At 36.7% G+C, this 22,796-nt stretch carries 19 protein-coding genes and 1 pseudogene; 5 read left to right on the forward strand and 15 right to left on the reverse strand.

Annotated features, from left to right (window positions below):
• Nucleotides 1-6: 6 nt before the first annotated feature.
• The 7 genes from JFU24_RS04305 to JFU24_RS04335 all read right to left on the reverse strand — a co-directional run bounded on the left by JFU24_RS04305 (nucleotide 7) and on the right by JFU24_RS04335 (nucleotide 7,379).
• Nucleotides 7-606: a nitroreductase family protein gene (locus JFU24_RS04305; protein ID WP_056520999.1), complete on the reverse strand. Its 600-nt coding sequence runs from the start codon at nucleotides 604-606 to the stop codon at nucleotides 7-9.
• Between the two features lie 125 nt (nucleotides 607-731).
• A complete protein-coding gene (locus tag JFU24_RS04310) occupies nucleotides 732-1,709 on the reverse strand; it encodes a ring-cleaving dioxygenase (RefSeq protein WP_201224746.1) in 978 nt (325 codons plus the stop codon).
• A 464-nt stretch (nucleotides 1,710-2,173) separates the two neighbouring features.
• The gene (locus JFU24_RS04315; RefSeq protein WP_201249554.1) at nucleotides 2,174-2,773 is read right to left on the reverse strand and encodes a nitroreductase family protein; all 600 of its coding nucleotides are present in this window, start codon (nucleotides 2,771-2,773) and stop codon (nucleotides 2,174-2,176) included.
• A 406-nt stretch (nucleotides 2,774-3,179) separates the two neighbouring features.
• Complete coding sequence (locus tag JFU24_RS04320; protein ID WP_201249555.1) at nucleotides 3,180-4,049, reverse strand: aminoglycoside 6-adenylyltransferase; 870 nt, start codon at nucleotides 4,047-4,049, stop codon at nucleotides 3,180-3,182.
• Between the two features lie 50 nt (nucleotides 4,050-4,099).
• Entirely contained in the window at nucleotides 4,100-5,362 is a 1,263-nt protein-coding gene (locus tag JFU24_RS04325) for a dihydrolipoamide acetyltransferase family protein (RefSeq protein WP_201249556.1), read from the reverse strand.
• A 25-nt stretch (nucleotides 5,363-5,387) separates the two neighbouring features.
• Nucleotides 5,388-6,371, reverse strand: coding sequence for an alpha-ketoacid dehydrogenase subunit beta (locus tag JFU24_RS04330; RefSeq protein ID WP_201224748.1), 984 nt, complete (start codon nucleotides 6,369-6,371; stop codon nucleotides 5,388-5,390).
• A gap of 12 nt (nucleotides 6,372-6,383) precedes the next feature.
• Nucleotides 6,384-7,379, reverse strand: a complete 996-nt coding sequence (locus JFU24_RS04335; protein ID WP_201224749.1) for a thiamine pyrophosphate-dependent dehydrogenase E1 component subunit alpha — start codon at nucleotides 7,377-7,379, stop codon at nucleotides 6,384-6,386.
• An 846-nt stretch (nucleotides 7,380-8,225) separates the two neighbouring features.
• On the opposite strand from JFU24_RS04335, the gene JFU24_RS04340 reads away from it, so the two are divergent.
• Genes JFU24_RS04340 through JFU24_RS04350 form a run of 3 tightly spaced genes read left to right on the forward strand, consistent with a single transcriptional unit; the run spans nucleotide 8,226 to nucleotide 12,285 of the window.
• Nucleotides 8,226-8,708, forward strand: a complete 483-nt coding sequence (locus JFU24_RS04340) for a MarR family winged helix-turn-helix transcriptional regulator (protein WP_201180887.1) — start codon at nucleotides 8,226-8,228, stop codon at nucleotides 8,706-8,708.
• Nucleotides 8,705-10,429: an ABC transporter ATP-binding protein gene (locus JFU24_RS04345; RefSeq protein ID WP_201249557.1), complete on the forward strand. Its 1,725-nt coding sequence runs from the start codon at nucleotides 8,705-8,707 to the stop codon at nucleotides 10,427-10,429. The genes JFU24_RS04340 and JFU24_RS04345 overlap by 4 nt, the downstream gene beginning before the upstream one ends.
• Complete coding sequence (locus JFU24_RS04350; protein ID WP_201224750.1) at nucleotides 10,426-12,285, forward strand: ABC transporter ATP-binding protein; 1,860 nt, start codon at nucleotides 10,426-10,428, stop codon at nucleotides 12,283-12,285. The genes JFU24_RS04345 and JFU24_RS04350 overlap by 4 nt, the downstream gene beginning before the upstream one ends.
• 275 nt (nucleotides 12,286-12,560) lie before the next feature.
• Here the strand turns inward: JFU24_RS04350 and JFU24_RS04355 are convergent, their stop codons facing one another.
• The gene (locus JFU24_RS04355) at nucleotides 12,561-13,013 is read right to left on the reverse strand and encodes a MarR family winged helix-turn-helix transcriptional regulator (RefSeq protein ID WP_201249558.1); all 453 of its coding nucleotides are present in this window, start codon (nucleotides 13,011-13,013) and stop codon (nucleotides 12,561-12,563) included.
• Between the two features lie 123 nt (nucleotides 13,014-13,136).
• Here JFU24_RS04355 and JFU24_RS04360 point away from each other — a divergent pair, with 123 nt between their 5' ends.
• Nucleotides 13,137-13,577, forward strand: coding sequence for a GNAT family N-acetyltransferase (locus tag JFU24_RS04360; RefSeq protein ID WP_057215098.1), 441 nt, complete (start codon nucleotides 13,137-13,139; stop codon nucleotides 13,575-13,577).
• Nucleotides 13,578-13,579: 2 nt separating this feature from the next.
• Nucleotides 13,580-14,230, forward strand: a complete 651-nt coding sequence (locus JFU24_RS04365; protein WP_446728285.1) for a YczE/YyaS/YitT family protein — start codon at nucleotides 13,580-13,582, stop codon at nucleotides 14,228-14,230.
• A 326-nt stretch (nucleotides 14,231-14,556) separates the two neighbouring features.
• Here the strand turns inward: JFU24_RS04365 and JFU24_RS04370 are convergent.
• The 7 genes and pseudogenes from JFU24_RS04370 to xsc form a co-directional block, all read right to left on the reverse strand.
• Nucleotides 14,557-14,707: pseudogene (locus JFU24_RS04370) on the reverse strand (DDE-type integrase/transposase/recombinase); the annotation flags it as partial.
• A gap of 319 nt (nucleotides 14,708-15,026) precedes the next feature.
• A complete protein-coding gene (locus JFU24_RS04375; RefSeq protein ID WP_201224752.1) occupies nucleotides 15,027-16,028 on the reverse strand; it encodes an LLM class flavin-dependent oxidoreductase in 1,002 nt (333 codons plus the stop codon).
• 285 nt (nucleotides 16,029-16,313) lie between these two features.
• Complete coding sequence (locus JFU24_RS04380) at nucleotides 16,314-17,024, reverse strand: GntR family transcriptional regulator (RefSeq protein WP_201180891.1); 711 nt, start codon at nucleotides 17,022-17,024, stop codon at nucleotides 16,314-16,316.
• A gap of 449 nt (nucleotides 17,025-17,473) precedes the next feature.
• Nucleotides 17,474-18,544: a YeiH family protein gene (locus tag JFU24_RS04385; RefSeq protein WP_201224753.1), complete on the reverse strand. Its 1,071-nt coding sequence runs from the start codon at nucleotides 18,542-18,544 to the stop codon at nucleotides 17,474-17,476.
• A gap of 72 nt (nucleotides 18,545-18,616) precedes the next feature.
• A complete protein-coding gene (locus JFU24_RS04390; RefSeq protein WP_201249559.1) occupies nucleotides 18,617-19,360 on the reverse strand; it encodes a PIG-L family deacetylase in 744 nt (247 codons plus the stop codon).
• A gap of 136 nt (nucleotides 19,361-19,496) precedes the next feature.
• A complete protein-coding gene (locus JFU24_RS04395; RefSeq protein ID WP_176527411.1) occupies nucleotides 19,497-20,855 on the reverse strand; it encodes an aminotransferase in 1,359 nt (452 codons plus the stop codon).
• A gap of 175 nt (nucleotides 20,856-21,030) precedes the next feature.
• Nucleotides 21,031-22,794, reverse strand: a complete 1,764-nt coding sequence (gene xsc, locus JFU24_RS04400) for a sulfoacetaldehyde acetyltransferase (RefSeq protein WP_201180897.1) — start codon at nucleotides 22,792-22,794, stop codon at nucleotides 21,031-21,033.
• Nucleotides 22,795-22,796 lie beyond the last annotated feature (2 nt).

The raw sequence follows: 22,796 nt of genomic DNA on the forward strand, positions 1-22,796 counted from the left end.
TCCACTTTATTTGTAAAATTTAATACGGTCTTCAAGTGGTTGGAATTCTTTTTCTCCCGCTGGAGCAGTTGGATTACCAAATGGCATTTGCGCAATCAGTTTCCAATTATTTGGTATACTCCATTCTTTTTTCACTTCATCATCAATTAGTGGATTATAATGCTGCAAAGTTGCTCCTAATCCTTCTGCTTCCAGTGCTGTCCAAACAACCAGTTGATGCATACCTGAGGTGTGTTGTGACCAGATTGGGAAGTTATCAGCATATGTTGCAAATTGTTCTTGAAGCGATTTCACAACAGATTCATCTTCCAAGAATAATATTGTTCCGTATCCAGATTTAAAGGAATCCATTTTTTGTTGAGTACCTGTAAAATCTCCCCCTCCAACCGCTTTTCTTAACGTTTCAGTAGTAATATCCCATAATTTATTATGTGCTTCACCAGTTAACACAACAAGACGGGAAGATTGAGAATTAAATGCCGATGGGGTATGTTTTACAGCAAATTCAACAATCTCTTTAATCTTTTCATCTGATACTTTTACCTCATTATTTATTCCATAAATAGAACGTCTTTCTTTAATAGCTGTATAAAAATCTTTAGTCATAACTCATTTCCTCCTGAACTATTTTTAAAATGTATCTTGAATCATTCTTTTCATATTATTTCTACCTGTTTTAGTATTAGGAACAAACCAGCATATAATTCGTTTAAAGATGTAATTCACATCAATTATTCTTTAATGAATTCCTTTGTACTTCTTACTGTATCAATTGGACGAACTAATTTTTCAATTTGTTCACGTTTTGGTTCTAAGAATGGCGGTAAAGATAATTTTTCTCCTAGCGCTTCGTATGGCTCATCTCCCATAAAGCCAGGGCCATCTGTTGCAAATTCGAATAAAATTTGCGGTGCCACTCTTACGTAAAGTGACTCAAAAAAGTGACGGTCTACATAACCAGACGTTTGAAATTGGAAGCTTTCCATTCTTTTAATCCATTCTTCTAAAACAGAACGGTCTTCAACACGGAATGCAGTATGGTGAACAGTACCAAAACCTTGCCGTGCTTGAGGAAGAATTGCATTATGCTCTACAATTACTTGAGCACCATTCCCACCTTCTCCAACTTCAAATAAATGAAATGATCCTTCTTTCCCTATTTCTTTAAATAATAAAACTTTTTCCAACATTTCTTTAAAATAATCAAAGTTGGCAATCCGTATAAAAATGGGGCCTAATCCTGTAATAGCATATTCTAAAGGAATAGGTCCTTTTTGCCATGGTATCCCCGCAGCAACGCCTTCATTGTTTTCATCTGAAATCAATTGATATTGCTGGTCATCAAAATCAACAAATGAAATGATTTTTTTACCAAATTGTTCTTGAATTCCGGTATTTTTAACCTCTAGACGATCAAAACGTTTAACCCAATACTCTAATGCTTTATCATTTGGTACACGGAAAGATGTTTTTGAAATTTCATTAGTGCCATGTACTCCTTTTGGAATACCAGGGAAGTCGAAGAAAGTCATATCTGTACCTGGACCACCAACATCATCTGCAAAAAATAGGTGATATGTTTGAATATCATCTTGGTTTACCGTTTTTTTGACTAAACGCATTCCTAAAATATAAGTGAAAAATTCATAATTCTTTTCTGCACTACTTGTAATGGCTGTTACGTGGTGGATTCCTTTTAATTCATTCATTTATATTCCTCCTACTAAAATCGACAATTTGGCTTATTGGGTACTGCTGCTTTTTGCTGATTCACTCATTCGTAATCGGTTACTACATTTTTCCTTTAACGTCGATTGTCTATTCAAGTGATATTGTGTTTAGAGTTTTATCTTCAGTCAATTATCTCGAATTAATATATCTTCATTTAAAGATAATTTATCATGGATATCATTCTCTGTCAACAAATATGGATTATGATTACAATTATGCAACCTTTGTTAATATGACCTTACTTGAACTCAATCTTTTTACTCGCTGTTACTCATCATAATAAAATCCATTTATTAATAGTTCTCTATCTATTGGCAAAGAAAAACCCGAATAGAAGACTTTTTTAGTGTCGCTGCCATTAGGGGGTCATGAACTTCTTAGATATATAACTTTTCGCTAATACGTAATGCAGCTACTAAAAGTTATTTCTTCCTAATCAATTTTATTTAAAAAATTTAACACGATCTTCAAGTGGTTGAAATTCTTTTTCTCCCACTGGAGCTGTTGGATTACCAAATGGCATTTGAGCAATTAGTTTCCAGTTACTTGGGATGTTCCATTCATTTTTCACTTCATCATCAATTAGTGGATTATAATGCTGTAATGTTGCTCCTAATCCTTCTGTTTCCAATGCTGTCCACACAACTAATTGATGCATACCTGAAGCTTGTTGTGACCAAATTGGGAAATTATCAGCATATAAAGCGAATTGTTCTTGAAGAGATTTCACAACCGCCTTATCTTCAAAGAATAATACTGTTCCATAACCGGATTTAAAGGAATCCATTTTTTGTTGAGTACCTGTAAAAACTCCTTCTCCAACTGCTTTTCTCAACGTTTCAGTCGTGATGTCCCATAATTTATCATGTGCTTCGCCTGTTAACACAACAAGGCGTGCTGATTGAGAATTGAAAGCTGATGGAGTGTATTTTACTGCAAATTCAACAATGTCCTTTATTTTGTCATCTGAAACTTGTACTTCTTTATTGATTCCATAATAAGAACGTCTTTCTTTAATTGCCGTGTAAAAATCTTTTGTCATAACGTTTATTCCCTCCAGAATTCTTTATATTTATCTCGAATACATATATCTTTATTTCAAAGTAATTTTAAACATAAAAAAAATAATGTCAAACATTTCATACTGATCTAATTGTATTGCTGATAGGAAAAGGCTGTCGTTTCTTCTGAGAAGTCCTTAGTAATGCCTGCTTATCCGAGGCTGGGCTATAAATGATGAGTGATTGTATATGGGATAAATTGAGAAGTTGCTTAATTTGAATTAATAAGTGGCTAGTTTCATGAAGGTTCAGTTTTTTTGGGAACAGGTAATTGGAGATGTCGCTAGTATCGGAAAAATCCGCTTCCAATTACCTTATACTTCACTTGTTTAGAAATACATCATATATTCCCCAATTCATTTGAACTTACATGTTTGCTAAAAAAGCTTAAAAAATTTCAGTAGCATTGGGCGATAAGTTTTGGATATGTTTTAGGTATGTAATAACACTCTTTTCATTTTCATAAGGATATTCATAATTCAAATGTTTTCCAACATACATCGCTGTACTATCAAAAAGATCACACATTGAAAATAAAGCTCTCCAAACACCATCATAACTTCCATCTGCATAAGTGGAAAGAAGCTTCTGCCAACTCTTTTCAGTCAAAAAACACTCCAAATATTTGCCGTGTTTACCAACGCTTACTGAAAAGTTCGTTTCAATACCTACCTGCCATTCTAGCATTTGAATAAGCATTAATCTGACATTGTTAAGATGCTCTTGTGCATATAGAATTTCCTTTCTCCATAAACCCTTTGCTACATAAGTTGATACCCACCAAAATTCAATGCAACAATCATCAAAGAATTCGGTAGAAGGTTTTTTAATCCAATAATCTACATCGGTCGGATTAGGAATTGAAGGAAGGCAATTATCCTTGTCCATTAAAATAATCGTAAGTTTATCCTCTTTGCAATAAACATCTTTTTCATCGAAAGGAACTAATAATAGGTCAATACGGTTTCCGTCTGTAAACTGCATTAAATAAGAGAAACGCCCTCCTAATTCTGGTGGAAAAAATGACATTTCTTCAGGTTTTTGCATAATGATTCGTTCACCAAAAACATCAATCCATTTATGGTCTCGTATGAAAGATTCCATTTCGGTCACAATATAAACGATATCATAATCCTGAAACACATCTTTTGGAACTTTCGTATTCGTTCGTGAACCATTCATTCCCACAGCACGGACTCTATCATCTTTTTCTGCAATTTTTAATATTAATTCAATCATGTCAGCTTCAGTCCGCATACATTTACCTCCAGTTAATTAAACACGCCTTATGTGTAAGGTATATTTTCTCAATAAATGGAGGCACCTTCCTGAAAGGCAGTTTCAATAATTTCTTTTATTCTAGCTAAAAATTTACCGCATACTAAACCATCAAGTACCCGATGGTCAATCGACAAACATAAATTCACCATATTCCTTACCGCGATCATATCATCAATGATTACTGGACGTTTGACGATAGACTCAACTTGAAGGATGGCTGCCTGTGGATGGTTAATAATTCCCATCGACTGAATAGATCCGAATGCCCCCGTGTTATTAATCGTAAATGTCCCATTCTGCATATCTTCTGGTTTCAACTTTCCTGTTCGCGCTTTTTGAGCGAGTTCATGAACCTCCCTGGCTAGTCCCTTAATTGATTTTTCGTCCGCATGTTTAATCACTGGAACAAAAAGAGCATTACTCGCAGCTACAGCAATTGATATATTAATATCCTTTTTTTGAATAATTTTATCACCAGCCCACATAGAGTTCATCTCCGGAAATTCGGTTAGAGCTTGTGATACTGCTTTGATGAAAAATGCAAAGTATGTTAAATTATAGCCTTCTTTTTGCTTGAATTCAGCTTTTAATGAATCGCGATTCTTAACAAGGTTTGTTGCATCCACTTCGACCATCATCCAAGCGTGCGGGACTTCATGTTTACTTTTCACCATATTGGCTGCAATTGTTTTTCTGATTCCTGTAATAGGAATCTCTATATCGCCAACTGAATGGACTGATGTCTCAATGGAAGAAAACGATTTTTCAACAGGATCTTGTTTTGAAGCAATAACTGTTGGTGCCAACTCCTGATTTTCTTCAATTTTATTCACTCCTTTTTCAAGAAGTTTCACTAAATCTTTCCGGGTGATTCTTCCGTCTCTTCCCGATCCTTTGACTTTAGTTAAATCAATGCCATTTTCCTGTGAAATTTTTAATACGGCTGGTGAATATCTTGTTTTAAGGTGATTAGTGCTAGTTGTTGTTTCAATCGTTTTCAGGCTTTCGACTAATTGTTGGTCACTGTCTTCCTTCTTTTCACTGACATTTTCCACTTCTATCGCACAAATCACTTCGCCAACTACCATTGTCTCATTTTCTTTTGCAAAAATTTCTATAATCTTTCCGGTAAAAGACGAAGGGATTTCCGCTGTGACTTTATCAGTCATCACTTCCGCAATTGAATCATATTTATTCACATGGTCTCCAGGCCTAACGAGCCACTTGCTGATTGTTCCTTCCGTAACACTTTCCCCTAGCTGAGGCATTTTCATTTGTTGTATTTTCAATTTTCATACCCTCCCTGCCGATAATTTAATAGGCTGCAAGATCCCGTAGAGCTTTTTCTACTTTTTCAGGATTCACCATAAAGGATTTTTCCAATGGTGGAGAATATGGCATGGCTGGAACATCCGGACCGGCGAGTCTCATTATCGGTGCATCCAGATCAAAAAGACAGTTTTCTGCAATAATGGCTGACACTTCACTAATAATGCTTCCTTCTTTATTATCTTCTGTAATTAATAGAACTTTTCCAGTTTTGCATGCTGCTTCAATAATGGCTTCTTGATCTAATGGATAAACGGTTCGTAAATCAAGAATATAAACAGATATCCCATCACTGGCCAATTTTTCAGCTGCCTGAAGCGCAAAATGAACACAAAGGCCGTAAGTAATCACGGTAACGTCATCACCGTAACGCTTCACATCTGCTTTGCCAATAGGTAATACATAATCATCAGTCGGTACTTCTTCTTTAATTAGGCGATAAGCACGTTTATGTTCAAAGAAAAGAACTGGGTCTTCATCACGAATAGCTGCTTTTAATAACCCTTTCACGTCATATGGCGTGGATGGCATGACAATTTTCAGCCCTGGTTGATTGGCAAAAATGGCTTCTACGGATTGTGAATGATATAACGCCCCATGGACTCCGCCGCCGTATGGAGCTCTAATGACTATTGGACATTGCCAGTCATTATTAGAGCGATAACGTATTTTGGCAGCCTCTGAAATAATTTGGTTGATTGCAGGCATGATAAAATCAGCAAATTGCATTTCTGCAATCGGCCTCATTCCATACATAGCCGCACCAATGCCAACCCCAGCTATAGCCGATTCAGCAAGCGGAGTATCAATAACCCGTTGTTCTCCGAATTGTTCATATAAACCAGTTGTTGCTTTAAAAACCCCGCCTTTTTTCCCTACATCCTCACCTAGTACAAATACACGCGGATCGCGTTCCATTTCTTCGCGTATAGCCATTATCACTGCATCTATATAAGAAATTACAGCCATCTTCTTTCCTCCTTACTTATCTGCATAAACGTATTTCGAGAGCGTTTCTTCATTTGCATATGGAGCTTTTTCTGCATAATCAGTCGCTTCGTTCACAACGTCCATTATCTCGTCATTAATTTGTTTCTCAAGTTGATCATCTAGGACCCCTGTTGCTTTTAAATAGGCACCAAATGTAATAATCGAATCTATTTTTTTTGCTTCTGCCACTTCATCAGGTGAGCGATACATACTGTCATCATCATCGCTTGAGTGGGGTGTTAACCTATATGAAACAGTTTCTATTAAACTTGGCCCATCGCCTCGTCTGCCTCTTTCGGCGGCTTCTTTTACCACCTGGTATACTTCAATCGGATCATTTCCGTCAACCGTTACACCTGGCATTCCATAACCAATGGCCCGATCCGATACTTTTGTACACGCTAACTGTTTTTCAATTGGAACGGAAATGGCATATTGATTATTCTCGCACATCAAGATAACCGGGAGTTTATGAACGCCAGCAAAATTTGCTCCTTCATGGAAGTCACCTTGATTAGATGAACCTTCTCCAAAAGTAACAAATGAAACGATATCTTTCCCTTCCATTTTTGCAGCTAGTGCAATTCCAACCGCATGTGGTACTTGAGTTGTAACAGGCGATGAACCCGTCACGATGCGATTCTTTTTTTGCCCGAAATGGCCAGGCATTTGACGCCCCCCTGAATTCGGATCTTCTGCTTTTGCAAAACTGGATAACATTAGATCTTTAGCGGTCATCCCAAACGCAAGCACTACTCCAAGATCTCGATAATAGGGAAGTACATAATCCTTTTCACGATTTAATGCAAACGCAGCCCCTACTTGAGCGGCTTCTTGTCCTTGACAAGAAACAACAAATGGAATTTTCCCTGATCGGTTTAATAACCACATCCGCTCATCTATACGTCTTGCTAATAACATCACTTTATACATCTCAAGCACTTTTTCATCACTGAGACCTGCCTGTAGATGACGGTTTTCAACCATACGTCATCATCCCTCCTAATAATTAGTACATTTTTCTTTTAAAACCGAATGTTAGTCTTCATACTCGCACCCTTAAATACAAAACGGAACGCTGTAACCTGAAACACAATACTTTCTCTTTAACTGATTTTGACAAAATTAAATTTGGTTATGTATCCACCAGGGATGAAAAGTTCCTATTATGTAATACATGCTTTCTATTTAACACCATTCTCATTTACGTTATCATCTAGTGTTATTACCTGGTACTAACTTTAGTAATATTATCCTAACACTTTCTATCTCACATTTTCAACTAATTCCACTTTGGTAATCAGATTATTTTCTTGTCTTTTGAATTAAGAGCAAATCAAACAATCCACAAGGCATCGTTAAGAGCACTGCTTTATCACTATTCTTCCTTCCACTCTCATAACGCTTTCTAGGGTAGCAAACGGATTTTAGTCAAAAGAGAACTCTATATACTATAAAAAAATCACTCTACGCAGTTTAATATTGTAAAACAGTAAAGCACCCAAGCTCTATCAAATTCGAAGATTTCCTTATTAATTAATCAATTTTTTTAGTTTGTATTCCAGAACTCAATTATTGAATTAGTTGTCCATATACCTAACCGAATAATCGAGCCGCATAGATAAACCCCTTACCTCCTTTGTTGAATAAGTTTAGTACTTGACTGAAGTTTAAAACTTGTTTTTTAGGTTAGCACTAAGAGCAAGATACACACTGAAATGATGCAATTGTTTTTTGCTTGACTAAGCGGAAAAATAGATGTAAATTTAAATAATTCATAAAATGAACTGTTCGTTATGGAACAGTTCAAAATAGGAAGAATGGTGAAGTTGAGTGGAGAGTGAAAATCAAGAATTAATGCGTTCAGTACAACTATTACGTTCATTTTCGAACGTGCAGAAAAATATCATGCGATTCGTTCAAAAAACAGCAGTAGAAAATGGATTAACAGTTCCCCAATATTCTATTTTGATGGCCATTATTCTTCACGAGGATATGACTCAAAAAAACGTTGGGGAGAAAACATTTCTTCCAAAAAGCACACTGAGCCAAGCGGTCGATGGTCTCGTTCGAGCTGGCATGCTCCATCGTGAGCATGTGGAGGGCAACCGGCGTGAAATCCAGTTGTCCATCACCGAAAAGGGAAGAAATTTGTTAAAAACGATTCATATGCATGAAGGCAGTATTCACCAAATCTTTCAAACGGTCATTGAATTACTTACTGAAGAACAGTTTGAAGAGTTACTTGAAACGCATCTTCAAATTACAAACTATTTGGAAGCACAAGCAACAGAACAAGGAGAGTGTACAAAATGATAAAAATACTGAAAAATTTATCCGTTTATAAGTGGATTATTTTAGCAGTTTTCGGTCTAGTCTTTGTTCAATCAATGTCGGACCTCTTTTTGCCTACACTAATGGCCGATATTATTGACAAAGGTGTCGTTCCTGGAGACACCTCCTACATTTGGAAAATTGGTGGTTTGATGTTGTTAGTTTCAGCTCTTGGCGCTTGTGCTTCCATTATCGCAAGCTACTATTCGTCAAAAGCAGCAATGGGAATGGGACGCGATGTCCGCCTGAAAGTCTTTAATCATGTTGAAAAATTTTCGTTACAAGAATTTGACGAAGTCGGTACCGCGTCACTAATTACACGGACGACCAATGATATAACACAAGTCCAGCAAGTGGTTATTATGATGCTTCGTATGGTTATCAGTGCACCTATTATGCTAGTCGGCGGAGTGATTATGGCCGTTTCGAAGGATGCCAAATTATCCCTTGTTATTGTCGTCGCAATGCCTGTGTTGATTGGTTCGATCCTGCTTATTCTATATAAAGGTGTGCCTCTTTTTCAAACGGTGCAAAAACGATTAGACCGGTTGAACCTTGTATTACGAGAAAATTTAACTGGGATTCGCGTCATTCGTGCCTTTAATCGTGAAACCCAAGAGAAGGAACGCCTTAAGAAAGCTAATAAAGAATTGACAGATGTCTCGATTAAAGTAAATAAAGTTATGGCCTTTATGATGCCTATAATGATGCTTGTCATGAACTTGACGGTTGTTGGTATCATTTGGTTTGGTGGAGTTCGAATTGATAACGGCGGTATGCAAATTGGGGACTTAATGGCCTTTATCCAATATGTGATGCAAATTATGTTCGCACTTGTTATGGCATCCATGATGTTCGTTATGGTTCCTCGTGCGGCTGTGTCGGCAACTCGGATAAACGAAGTCCTTGACATGAAACCTTCATTCCTAGATGAGGGAACAGATAAGGCAGATCGTGAACACGGTACACTTGAATTTGAACATGTATCGTTCAGTTACCCAGGAGCAGAAGAACCTGCATTATCGGATATTAGTTTTTCTGCAAGACCTGGTGAGATCACCGCAATCATCGGTGGAACAGGTTCAGGAAAATCAACGCTCGTCAATTTGATCCCTCGCTTTTATGATATTTCAAGTGGATCTATTCGCGTTAATGGTGTTGATATTCGTATGGCATCACAAGATGAAATCCGTTCAAAAATTGGCTTTGTGCCACAAAAAGCCATCCTCTTTACGGGTACTATTGCTGACAACATTCGCTTTGGAAAACAAACAGCCACACAGGAGGAAATTGAGCATGCGGCTCGTATTGCGCAAGCAGAAGATTTTATAAGCAAAATGAAAGACGGCTATAATGCAGAAATCGAACAAGGCGGCTCAAACCTATCAGGTGGACAAAAACAACGACTCTCGATTGCAAGAGCACTCATTCGAAAACCAGATATTTATATATTCGATGATAGCTTTTCTGCACTTGATTTCAAGACAGATGCCAACCTTCGTGCAGCCCTGAAAGATGAAACAAAAAATGCGACGGTATTACTTGTTGCACAGCGTGTTAGTACGGTTGTAGACGCTGACCGAATCATCGTGTTAGATGAAGGACACATTGTAGGCATGGGTACACACCAAGAGTTGCTTAGTACAAACGCCGTATACCGTGAAATCGCCTTATCACAGCTCTCAGAGGAGGAAATTGCATGAGTAATCAAAAAAAACCTCAAAGCGGCGGGCAAATGGGGCATGGCCCTGGTGGCGGTAACATGATGATGATGGGTCAAAAAGCAAAAGATTTTAAAGGAACACTAAGACGTCTCTTGGCTTATTTAAAACCCCGACGCAACAAATTGATTGCCGTGTTCTTCGCTGCAATCATGAGTACAATTTTTATGATTGTAGGGCCCAAAATCATGGGAACGGCGATTACAGAATTATTCGAAGGAGCTTACGGGAAATTCCAAGGAATACCAGGAGCAACTATTAACTTTGATAAAATTGGACAGATTCTTCTACTACTTGCTGGACTGTATGCCTTAAGCAGTCTTTTCAACTATGTACAACAATACATTATGTCTAGTGTTGCACAAGATACAGTATATGATCTTCGAGAAGATGTTAATAGAAAGCTTGAGAAACTTCCTCTCAAATATTTTGAAGGACGTCCTAACGGAGAAACACTAAGCCGAATGACAAATGACATTGATACAATCGGGAGCACCCTTCAACAAAGCTTAACGCAGTTCATCACATCAATTGTTACAATTTTGGGGATTATCATTATGATGCTTTCGATAAGCCCGTTATTGACATTAATCTCGATTGTCAGCTTACCTTTGTCAATATTTGCAATCCGGCCCATTTTAAAAAGATCCCAAAAACATTTTGCCGATCAACAGCGCACACTCGGACAATTAAATGGGCACATTGAAGAAATGTATACTGGCCATCAAGTCGTTAAAGCATTCGGACATGAAAAAAAGGCAAGCGCCCAGTTTGTTTTGGTTAATGAAGAATTGTATAAAGCGGGAAGTAAAGCACAGTTTATATCTGGTATCATCATGCCTATGATGTTCTTTATCGGAAATTTGAGTTATGTCCTTATCAGCGTTGTCGGCGGGATATTGGTAACGCAACGTTCGATCTCAATTGGTGATATTCAAGCATTTATCACATATTCAAAGCAGTTCACCCAGCCGATCACACAAACAGCTAACATTGCAAACATTATTCAGTCGACGGTTGCTGCAGCTGAGCGTGTCTTTGAACTACTCGATGAAGAAGAGGAAATGAAAGAAAAAACGACAGCTAGTATAATGAGAGCAAATGGCGATGTAACTTTTGAACATGTAGATTTTGGATACGGTGAAGACTTGTTAATTAAAGATATGAACATTGATGTCTTGTCTGGACAGACGGTCGCAATTGTTGGACCGACTGGTGCTGGAAAAACGACAATGATAAATCTCTTGATGAGATTTTATGAACTCAATGGCGGAAAGATTAAGATTGATGGTCTAGATACACGGAATATGTCTCGGAATGACCTTCGAAAGAACTTTGGGATGGTGCTTCAAGACACCTGGCTCTTTAATGGTACGATTAAAGACAATATCGCTTATGGAAAAAATGGAGCAACAGATGATGAAATTTTCGCAGCTGCTCGTACGGCACATGCCGATCATTTCATTCGGACACTACCAGATGGTTATGAGACAGTCTTAAACGAAGAAGCCTCGAACATCTCACAAGGTCAAAAGCAGCTTTTGACAATCGCACGAGCTGTCCTTGCAGATCCACCAATCATGATATTGGATGAAGCGACGTCGAGTGTGGACACTAGGACCGAGGTCTTTATCCAAAAGGCGATGAAGCGACTGATGGAAGGACGTACTAGCTTTGTAATTGCCCATCGTCTCTCAACGATTAAGGATGCAGATTTGATTCTTGTTATGGATCAAGGAAAGGTGATTGAGCAAGGAACACATTCAGAACTTTTAGAGGTAAATGGTTTCTATGCAGATCTTTACAATAGTCAGTTCACTGAAAATGTAGCTGGATAATAAGAAAGAGGCTCAATTTCAAATAGAAATTCGAGCCTCTTTCTATTAAATTCATATCCACAACTATATAAAATTTTGAACAACTCCATCAATCCTTACAACACAAAGATTATCCAAATTAATTTCTAGAACGGGTTATGGGTGTTAGAGGTTTTTACATTATTCACTTTACATATCTTTCTCATTTAAGAAGTACAGATGCAAATTAGCTTATGTTGCCTCAACTAATGCCCCGTTTAGTCATCTATGAAGCAGGGATAATATATAAGCCTATATCAATACCCCCTTTTATTTCCTTTTTTTACGAATTCCCAATCTACCTCAATATTTTTTCTGACCTTTTGAAGAAGATGAAATATTGTTTCTGTTTCTTCCAAAGAAAATCCAGATAATGCAACCTTGTCGGTATACTCTCCTTCTTTCTTTAAAAAGGGATAAACATTTTTGCCCTTATCAGTTGGATATAACTTTTTAATTTTTTTGTTGTTATCATCATTTTTCTTTTCAATAAAACCTTGAATCTCCAGTTTTTTAATTGCACGAGCTGCTGTCGTGCGGTCAACCTTTATCATTTCTGCTACCTTTTCTTGAATGATTCCAGGATTTTCACATATTCGAACAAGATACAAATACTGCCCTTTTGTAAGGTCAAATTCTTTAAATTCTATATTACTTATAGAGTCCAATGCTCTTGCTATCATTCCAATTTCACGAAGTATTTCCATCATTAAAAAAACCCCTAACTTTTTTGTTGTATTTACAACAAAAATAATTTCATTTATACTAATAAAAGGTCATAAAGTTATTATGACTTGTATAATTAAATAAATCTAGAAAAGGGAGGAAGATCATTGGATTCAAAGAGAATAACAGTAGATAGCGATTTAAAAAATGCTTTTCATATCAGAAAAGAAGTATTTGTTGAGGAACAAGGTTTCTCATTAGAAGATGAATTTGATGAATTTGATACACTTAATGGACTATCAGAACATATTTTAGTCTATTATAATGAAAAACCTGTCGGAACTGGAAGGTTAAGAGTTGTTGATGGTTTAGGTAAATTGGAGAGAATTTGTATCTTAGAGCCTTACCGTAAATTTGGTCTTGGAAAAATAATTATTAAAACATTAGAAGAAATCGCAAAAGAAAAGGAAATATCCCAGGTTAAATTACATGGGCAAACACAAGCAGAGGGTTTTTATAAAAAACTCGGCTATCAAACTTCATCAAATGTTTTTATGGAAGATGGTAGTCCACATATTTTAATGATAAAAGAATTAGCTAATGAATAAATGTGTTAAATGTGAGTAACACGAAATTTATCCTCTATGTGTTAGGAATCATACTATTAGCCCTTGGTTGTTCTTTAACCATACAATCAGACCTTGGAACATCACCATTTGATGCCCTTTTGGTCGGCCTTTCTATACAAGTCGGACTAACGGTTGGAAGCTGGGAATTTATAATAGCATTTATCATGATATTTTGTAATTCACTTTTAAAAAGACAAAGACCAGAATTTTTTGGTTTACTAACAGCTTTTATAACAGGTCTTGGAATTGATATATGGCTTTTTTTATTACATAACTTGGTTCAGCCAGAACAAATACTCATTAAACTTGTTTGTTTAGGGGTTGGATTAGTTGTTATAGGACTAGGAACAGCTATCTACTTACATGCAAATTTTGCTCCAATTCCTGTAGACCGTTTGATGTTCATCATTCAAGATTTAACTGGAATGAATATACTGTTTTCAAAAACATTAATTTATCTTGTTTTCTTAGTAATGGCAATCATATTCAATGGACCAATTGGTATCGGAACTCTATTAACCGTTTGTTTAGGAGGGCCAATTCTCAATTATTTCATCCCATTAATTGGTAGTTTATTAAATAACCCTAATCCAACAGCAAATAGAGATAAAGATAAAAACCATTCGATATAGAATGGTTTTTATTTGCAAAGAATTATCCTTTAGTTTGCACAATAATCTTTAGTCCACAAATCTGGCATGAACAAAGATCAAAATGCACTCTTGAACTCCCTCAGTTTAATAATGAAAAAGCTGCCTTAAAGACAACCTAAAACCACAGAAAAAATAAGTAAATCAGTGATATTCATTCGCCTTAACCTTATACTCACCATCTGTTTTGGTGCTCAAGCAAAATACTATTGAATCCGAAAGTATAGAGTATGTATAACCTTGAATTTATCCACCTAAACCCCATTTTACGTAATGACGCGAGGTTTAGAAACATGAAAAGACCGTTAAGCTTTCTTGAAGAAGTGTTTGCAGCCTTTTTGTCTCTTGTTTTACTGAGATAAAAATCAATCGTGTTTCCTTTGGAATCCACTGCACGATACAGATACATTCATTGACCTTTTACTTGATATACGTTTCATCGACTCTCCAGGAGTCATTTATGGCATTTGCTTAAGAATATCAATAAAGTAATATAAAATTATAATGATAGTTGAATGCTAATCCTCAAGAAAAACTAAAATAGCTTTAATTAACAGAAGTTGATTCTCAAACTATTTATTTTGAGTATAAAAACTTTTTAATTGCCAATATTCTGTTCTATGTAAACAAAAGGTATTTCGCATAGGAAGTTAGCTTATACAATAATCTTCAACTATAGCGCCCCGATTGTTGAATTACAGTCCAATCTACGATATGGTCCTTCTAATAAAAAGCAAACCCTATCGCTTAGACAGGGTTTACTTTTTACTTTCATTCGTTAATTGCCATCAACCACTTCTTTTAAAAGTTCATAAGAACGTTTTTGTTTGTCAGGATTATAAATATAAGATACAGCCATGATTTCGTCCACGTTATACTTCTCTTGAAAACTCGTTAACTGTTCTCGTATCGAAAGTTTACTTCCTAACAAAGTCACACTGGACATCGATGTAGCCATTTCTTTCTCTGGCTGACTCCAAATGTGATCCATGTTTTCAATTGGAGGACTTAACAGCGTTCGTGAGCCTCGCACAACATTCAAGAAAAATTGCTGCATCGTTGTCGATTCAAATTTGGCCTCTTCATCACTTTCTGCTGCAATCACATTAAGACATACTATCATATATGGAGAGTCCAGATATTCTGATGGCTGGAATTGATTACGATAAATTGCAATGGCTTCATCCATATACCTTGGTGCAAAGTGGGAAGCAAATACATACGGCAAACCTAATTTAGCTGCTAAAACCGCTGAATCCGTTGATGAACCGAGGATATAAATCGGAACATTCGTGCCAACACCTGGATAAGCTTTTATATAACCTTGAAGCTCTTCGGGCCCAAAATAAGCAAGCAAATCCTTTACATCTTTTGGAAATGTGTAGACTGAATCATTTTGAGAACGTCTCAATGCACTTGCGGTCATCATATCTGTACCAGGAGCCCGGCCAAGACCCAAGTCCAATCGATTAGGATAGATAGTTGCCATAGTTCCAAATTGTTCGGCTACTACCAAAGGAGAATGGTTAGGTAGCATAATTCCGCCAGACCCAACTCGTATGTGTTCTGTATGTTCCAAGATATGTTTAATTAAAATCGAAGTAGCTGAGCTCACTAGTGTTGGCGTATTATGATGCTCTGCAACCCAATATCGTTTATAACCCATTTTCTCAGTGGCTTGCGCCAAATCAACCATTGCATCAATGGCTTCTTTTGCCCCCTGCCCTTTGCGAATAGGGGCCAAATTTAAGACCGATACAGGTATTTGTATATTTGACATTTAAAATTTGTCCTTTCTTGATGAAGTTTCAATTCTATACTAACAATTAAAACCCTAGAAACAAACTTAAATGCTTGGGTGGAAATTCAAATGTATAATAAGCACCTCAGGTTGGTCAATCAAGCCCTTTATAGGAATAACTTGACTGGCGTTTTTATCTGTTCAAAACCATCAGAATCTACATTAACGATTAGAGAACCAAAAATACCCTAAGCCTCTCTACTTTCTTAGAAAGGCTTAGGGTATTTTATCCAGTCGGTAATACTTATTAGTACATTTACAAAATTAGTTGTTCTTTCGGGACATTTTCATAGCAAATGAATACATATCTGATCGGAATAAACCTTTATAATATTCTACTAAATTACCATCAGAATCAAAAATCATTCGTTCTGTAATTAGCAAGCACATAGCTTCTGTTATACCTAAATGTTCAGCATCTTCTTTAGTTGGAAAGCCGCATGTTATAATTTGTTCTGCTTCACAAAAGTTAATATTTAGATCACCTTCGAGTGCATCATACAAAACAGTAGTACTTAAATCAAATTTCGTTAATTTTTGTCCAAGTTCTAAAGAATAGTAATGCAATTCAATTGCGATTGGTAAATCCCCCTGTAACCGTAGCCTCTTAATATGGTATGATTCATCCTCAAACCCATTTGCATCGGCTATATTTTCAGGAGTCAATACACGACCATGATTTAGTAATTTAATCCCCATATTTTTAGTCGTCTCAGTAAAACTAATCATCTTAAGCCATTCTTGAACTGGTTTAAGAGATACAAAGGTCCCTTTACCATGCCTTTTTTCTAATATCCCATCACGAACTAAAATAGATACAGCTTCTCTTACAGTGCTTCTACTAACAGAATACATATCCATGAGTTCTCTTTCACTTGGGATCTTGTCCTTATAATAACCTTGTAAAATTTGGTCTTCTAATATTATTTTTAATTGAACATGTAATGGGATTGGATTGTTAAAGTCTAGCTCCATAAAATTTCCTCCAAACAGAAAAAGACATTGTGATGTTCGTATCAGTGATTATATTGTAAACCAAATTGTAATAATATTCAAATAAATCGGTATCAATTGATTCGTCTAGTTTAGAAATAAACGTGAGATGTTCCCTGTCTTGTTTTCTATTAAACTCTCACTTTCGAACAATCAGAAAAGTTTTGTACAGTGATTGCTCTCTAAACGGTTCCAATGATTATTAAAAATAATTTACTATGTTCATACTCTTCGCATGAATTAAACGAGTATCCATGGATATAGAAAACCCTGAATAGTGACAACTATTCAGGATACAGTTCAAAGTGGGGGATGTTTACGTTTAAAAAATACCCTTACATCTGGATTATGTTATCTGTATTAAATAATTCCTTAGTGATTTTATAGACAACACTGGAAGGCTCCACCAAAAATTATAAGATCCTCTACCTTTAGACTATAAAATACGAGATTATAGAAAGAAGCAACGAGGTAATGGTCATTGCCAAAAGTGGACGCATGGCTTTTGTACGAAGCGCCTGCAAGCTGACATTTAGTCCGAGACCAATCATGGCCATTGTCAAAATAAATGTAGTAGTTTTAGAAATACCCTCCATTACGATTGGAGAAACTGAGATATATGTTCCAAACACATAACTTCCAATTAAACTCATAATTATAAAACCAACGAGGAACCATGGAAAATCTATTTTTGCATCTTGACCCGTTTTTTCCGATGAACGTTTTTTCATCCAATACATAAAAATGAAGCATAATGGGATGAGTAAAAAGACACGACCTAATTTAGCCAATAGCGCAATAGCTAGCGCATCTTCACCTGCTGGGGCTCCTGCCAATGCAACATGAGCTATTTCATGAAGACTGATTCCAGACCATATACCATAATCCAACGCTGATATTGGAAGGATAGGACGTATTAGGGTATAAATTATGGAAAAAAGTGTCCCCATTAAAGCGATTATCCCTACACCTATGGCCGTATCTTCTTCTTTTGCTTTTACGATAGGAGAAATTGCTGCGATAGCTGCTGCACCGCACACACCCGTTCCTACCGCGAGAAGTAGCGAAATTGAAGGGTCAGCTTTTAACCACTTTGCAATCAGAACCATTACGATTATCGCAAAAGCTACGGTTCCTATGTCACGAACCAATAATGGCAAACCCTGATTAAAAATCACATCAATATTTAATTTCAAACCATATAAAATAATTGCAAAACGGAGAAGTTTTTTAGCGGAAAATTCAATGCCCTTACGGAATTTTTCTGGATAGCCTGCGATTTGGCGATAAATGACCGCAATAATAATTGAGCAAGCAAGCGGTCCAATTCGATCAAATCCTGTAATTTTAGACAGCCCCAAACCTAAAAGTGCGATAAAAAATGTAAAAGCAATACCACCAATCCACAATAGTAAGCTTGATTTCTTTTCTTGTAGAGGTAATTTTGAATTTTGTTGTCCCTCACTTGTTTCCTCTAGGGGCTTATATTTTTCTAATTGCATTCATTCCTTCCCCCTTCCAGATAAATTAAGACCACTTGTAACCCGGTTTACTTTAAAAATCATGGATCATCGCTACATTTCTATTGTTTGAAAAAGATCAGTTTCATCTATAATATAGGGAGGATTTCCTTTAATAAAATACTCGTATTCTGTTAAAAAAGGTAAAGTAGGTTTTTGATTATCCCATAATTCAGGAACGGCTAAAGTTTGGGAACGATGAGACCTTAAAGCCCGAATCTTTTTTTGCAGAGTTTCTGAGATATTTACTTTAGTCACACTTTTCAGCATGCTCTCTTTTATCCATTTTTCATAATATGTATGCCAAAGGACAAAGTACAGTCTCTGAGCCTTAAAGGCAGAGAAAACAGAATCTGGATAAAAATCTGAATCACCTGATTTTGAAAATGCTAATGTCGCTGCACGACCAATTGCACAATGGTCTGGATGTCCCCCATATTTCTCATTAAACGTTACTATTACTTGAGGTTTAATTTCTCGAATCACTTTTACAATTCGCTCTACTAATAAATCTATATCTTCAAACTCAATTGTTTTATCCCTTAAATTTAAATACCGCAGATCGTTAATCCCTAATTCTTCGCATGCGTTTTTTAACTCTAGTTCTCGTAATATCGGCAATGATTCTCTCGTTGTAAGAATGGGATTGCCCATACGCCTGCCCATCTCACCTTTTGTTGCACAAAGTAAGGTTACCTGTACACCAAGTTTAGAAATTTTGGCGATCGTTCCTCCACAAAGAAATGACTCATCATCAGGATGCGCAAGTATTACCAATAACTTTTTTTGAGATACCATAATACCTCCGCTTTTGTATTAGTCTATCAGCATTTATATAAAAAAAACGGACATGGATGTCAAAACAGTTAGACATATCATGCCCACTTTAATCGTGACCAATAAAGTTATCTGACGCCTTTATCTACATTAAGGGTTAACACAATTCATACAAAACAGATTTAACAGTTTCTATGACAAAGTGTAAATCTTCAACAGTTGAGGATAAAGGCGGTGCAATAATTAATACATTCCCGTATCCAGGAACTGTATCTCCGTTTCTGCCAATAATCAGGCCTTTTTTCTTACAAGCCCCAATTACCTTTCCCATTAGCTCTTCAGATACAGGTGTTTTTGATTTTTTATCTTCTACTAGTTCAATTCCATATAAAAATCCAATTCCACGCACTTCTCCAACTTTTTCTAGAGCAGTCAATTCAAAGAGTTCACTTAGTGTTGATTCACTGAGTTCAGATACTCGTTGAACAATATTTTCATTTTCGATAATTTCAATGTTCTTGAGAGCAACTGCGCAAGATGCAGGGTGACCTCCGTAGGTTGACACATGTCTAAAATGATTTAAATTTCCGTTCTCCTTAAATTTTTCATAAATCCTAGAGTTCACAGCTGTTGCTCCTAGTGGAAGATAACCGCTGGTCAATCCCTTTGCCATTGTTACAATATCAGGTTGAACCCCATCAGAGTGCATAAAGCCAAACATTTTTCCTGTTCTGCCAAAACCTGAAACCACTTCATCCACAATTAAAAGAACATCATGCTTCTTACAAATTTCCGAAACTTTTGTTAAGTATTCTTTTGAAGGGATAAGGACCCCGCCGCCTGAAATGAATGGTTCAAGTATAACGCCAGCTACAGTCTCTGATCCTTCAAAGTTAATAACCTGATCAAGATATTCTGCTGCAAGGAGGTCAGAGTTCTCTGCGTTTTCTCCAAATGGGCTTCGATAACTATATGGTGGTGGCACATGCAGAAAACCCGGAACCGCTGGGTCATATTTCACTCTCCGATTCGCCTGAGCTGTTGCACTTAAAGCACCGAAAGTATTACCATGATAGGCTCGATACCTAGAGATGAATTTGTATTTCCCCGGGTTTCCATTTTGAGAATGATATTGACGAGCAATTTTAAAAGCGGTCTCATTCGCTTCAGATCCACTGTTAGTGAAAAAAGTTGTATATGAACCTTTTAAATGTTCACTTATTTTAGAAGATAGTTCAATAGCTGGCTTATGGCTTAAAGTTAATGGGAAGTAAGATAAATTCACCATTTGCTCATACGCTGCTTGAGCAATTTCTTTTCGTCCATGTCCTAAATTCAAGCACCATAATCCAGAAACCCCATCTAAATATTTATCCCCTTTTGTATCGGTAAACCATGAGCCGCTTCCTTCCGTTGCAATCATGGGACTTTCCTTTTCGTTATAACGATGCATCGCATGCCATAAATGATCTTTATCCATTTGAACAAGGTCTTTCGTTTCAGTTTCTAATTTCAATATTAAAACCCCCTTTTTATTTATTGAAATGAATTTTAGTTAAGTTACCTATACCGATCCAACTCAAAATAGAAAACAAGAGTATGAAAATATTGATGTTAAGTAGTAAATAGACGCGATAACTCAAAATACATCCATTAAGTATCGCGTCCGTTATAACATTCTTTTTTAGAAATTATTTATCCCAGTTTTTATGATCTAAATGAGCGTACTTTTCTAATAATCTAGTAGGCATTTTTAAAGCGTCTTTTCTAAATGGAGGCGCTAATTGGGTTCCATCCACCTGAATATCAATGACGGTTGGTTTGTTTGATTTTATTGCCGCTTCTATGACAGGTCCTAATTCTTCAGGTTTTTCCACTCTAATTCCAACTGCTCCCATCGAACGAGCAACTTCTGCAAAATCTGGATTTTGGATATCTGCCCCAACAAAACGATTATTATAAAAATCGACTTGGTTCTTTTTCTCTGCACACCATGCATTATTATTAAAGACGCACGCGATGACTGGAATGTTTTCTTCAACTGCTGTACTTACTTCATGTAAGCTCATTCCCCATGCTCCATCTCCAACGATTGCTAAAACAGGTGTATTCGGCTCAGCTAATTTGGCACCAAGTGCAGATGGATAAGCAAAACCGGTGTTTCCGAATGTTAGGGCAGCGATGTGTCTACGGCTCTGGTTAAATTTCAAGTAAGCGTTTGCAGTTGATGATACATTACCAATATCTGTTGAAACAATAGCATTCTCAGGTAACACTTTTGTTAATTCTAAGAGGGCGCGACGCGGGTTAATTGGTGTCCCATCTATCATCGCAAGTTCTACTAGTTCTTCTTCCCATTTTTGTTTTTCATTTGTTACTTCTACCATCCGCGCTTTTTCTTGTTTTAGGCTAGGTTTAATTTCCTTTAACCGTTTCATAATTTCTCGACTAGCTTCACGAGCATCACCGATAATACCAACTTCAACTGGGTGGGTTCTAGCGATTTGCCTTGGATTAATATCTATTTGAATTATTTTTGCCTCTTTAGGGAAATATTCAATGTCATAACATGGTAATGTACCAAATACGGATAATCTTGTACCAACCGCTAAAATAACATCTGCTTTCTTTAGTGTATTCATAGCAGCTTTTGATCCCATATATCCTATTGGGCCAACAGCTAACGGATGATCTGCAGGAAATGCATCATTATGCATATAGGATACAGCTACCGGAGCTGTCAAGTGTTCTGCTATATTTTTAATTTCCTCAATACCATCTGAATCAACTGTCCCTCTACCTGAAATAATAACTGGATACTCAGCCTCAGCTAAAATTTCAGCTGCTCTATCCAAGGATTCAGATGACCCGCATCCTCGTGAATCTACGCGATATTGATGTGGTTGAAGAATTTGATCCTCCACTTCACCATAGAAATAATCACGAGGGATATCAAATAATACAGGTCCTCTTTCAGCATAAGCAATTCGAAATGCTGTCCGTAGACAATCAGCGACTCGACCTGGGTGGGTCACTCTCACCGTTTCTTTTGTGATGGCCTTGAAAATGGAAACCTGATCACATTCCTGAAAACCATCCCATCCAACAGTTGGTGTACCTGCTGAAGGAGATATTACTACCATAGGAGTATGAGCTTGATTGGCCGCTGCTACAGAGGTTACCATATTGGTCATTCCAGGTCCGTTTTGACCGATAACAACCCCAGCAACACCTGAGACACGACAATAAGCATCTTCCATATGAGCAGCACTTTGTTCATGTCGAACTCCAATAAATCGAATGCCTGCTGTTGGCAATAAATCAAGCATATCCATAAAAGCAGAACCTAGAATTCCCGATATATGTTTGACTCCCTCTGCCACTAATGTCTCAACAATAGCTTCACTTGGTGTCATTTTTACTTTCGTTCCTCTTAACATTTTTGTTTCGACCATTG

The sequence above is a fragment of the Peribacillus sp. TH27 genome (assembly GCF_016650915.1).
Lineage (GTDB): Bacteria > Bacillota > Bacilli > Bacillales > DSM-1321 > Peribacillus > Peribacillus butanolivorans.

What these genes read in the sequence shown, in the direction of transcription:
- JFU24_RS04345 (WP_201249557.1), top strand. Translation starts at nt 8,705, where the DNA reads ATGATAAAAATACTGAAAAATTTATCCGTTTATAAGTGGATTATTTTA.
- JFU24_RS04310 (WP_201224746.1), bottom strand. Translation starts at nt 1,709, where the DNA reads ATGAATGAATTAAAAGGAATCCACCACGTAACAGCCATTACAAGTAGT.
- JFU24_RS04330 (WP_201224748.1), bottom strand. Translation starts at nt 6,371, where the DNA reads ATGGCTGTAATTTCTTATATAGATGCAGTGATAATGGCTATACGCGAA.
- JFU24_RS04390 (WP_201249559.1), bottom strand. Translation starts at nt 19,360, where the DNA reads ATGGTATCTCAAAAAAAGTTATTGGTAATACTTGCGCATCCTGATGAT.
- JFU24_RS04350 (WP_201224750.1), top strand. Translation starts at nt 10,426, where the DNA reads ATGAGTAATCAAAAAAAACCTCAAAGCGGCGGGCAAATGGGGCATGGC.
- JFU24_RS04320 (WP_201249555.1), bottom strand. Translation starts at nt 4,049, where the DNA reads ATGCGGACTGAAGCTGACATGATTGAATTAATATTAAAAATTGCAGAA.
- JFU24_RS04380 (WP_201180891.1), bottom strand. Translation starts at nt 17,024, where the DNA reads ATGGAGCTAGACTTTAACAATCCAATCCCATTACATGTTCAATTAAAA.
- JFU24_RS04315 (WP_201249554.1), bottom strand. Translation starts at nt 2,773, where the DNA reads ATGACAAAAGATTTTTACACGGCAATTAAAGAAAGACGTTCTTATTAT.
- JFU24_RS04305 (WP_056520999.1), bottom strand. Translation starts at nt 606, where the DNA reads ATGACTAAAGATTTTTATACAGCTATTAAAGAAAGACGTTCTATTTAT.
- JFU24_RS04385 (WP_201224753.1), bottom strand. Translation starts at nt 18,544, where the DNA reads ATGCAATTAGAAAAATATAAGCCCCTAGAGGAAACAAGTGAGGGACAA.
- JFU24_RS04355 (WP_201249558.1), bottom strand. Translation starts at nt 13,013, where the DNA reads ATGATGGAAATACTTCGTGAAATTGGAATGATAGCAAGAGCATTGGAC.
- JFU24_RS04375 (WP_201224752.1), bottom strand. Translation starts at nt 16,028, where the DNA reads ATGTCAAATATACAAATACCTGTATCGGTCTTAAATTTGGCCCCTATT.
- JFU24_RS04335 (WP_201224749.1), bottom strand. Translation starts at nt 7,379, where the DNA reads ATGGTTGAAAACCGTCATCTACAGGCAGGTCTCAGTGATGAAAAAGTG.
- xsc (WP_201180897.1), bottom strand. Translation starts at nt 22,794, where the DNA reads ATGGTCGAAACAAAAATGTTAAGAGGAACGAAAGTAAAAATGACACCA.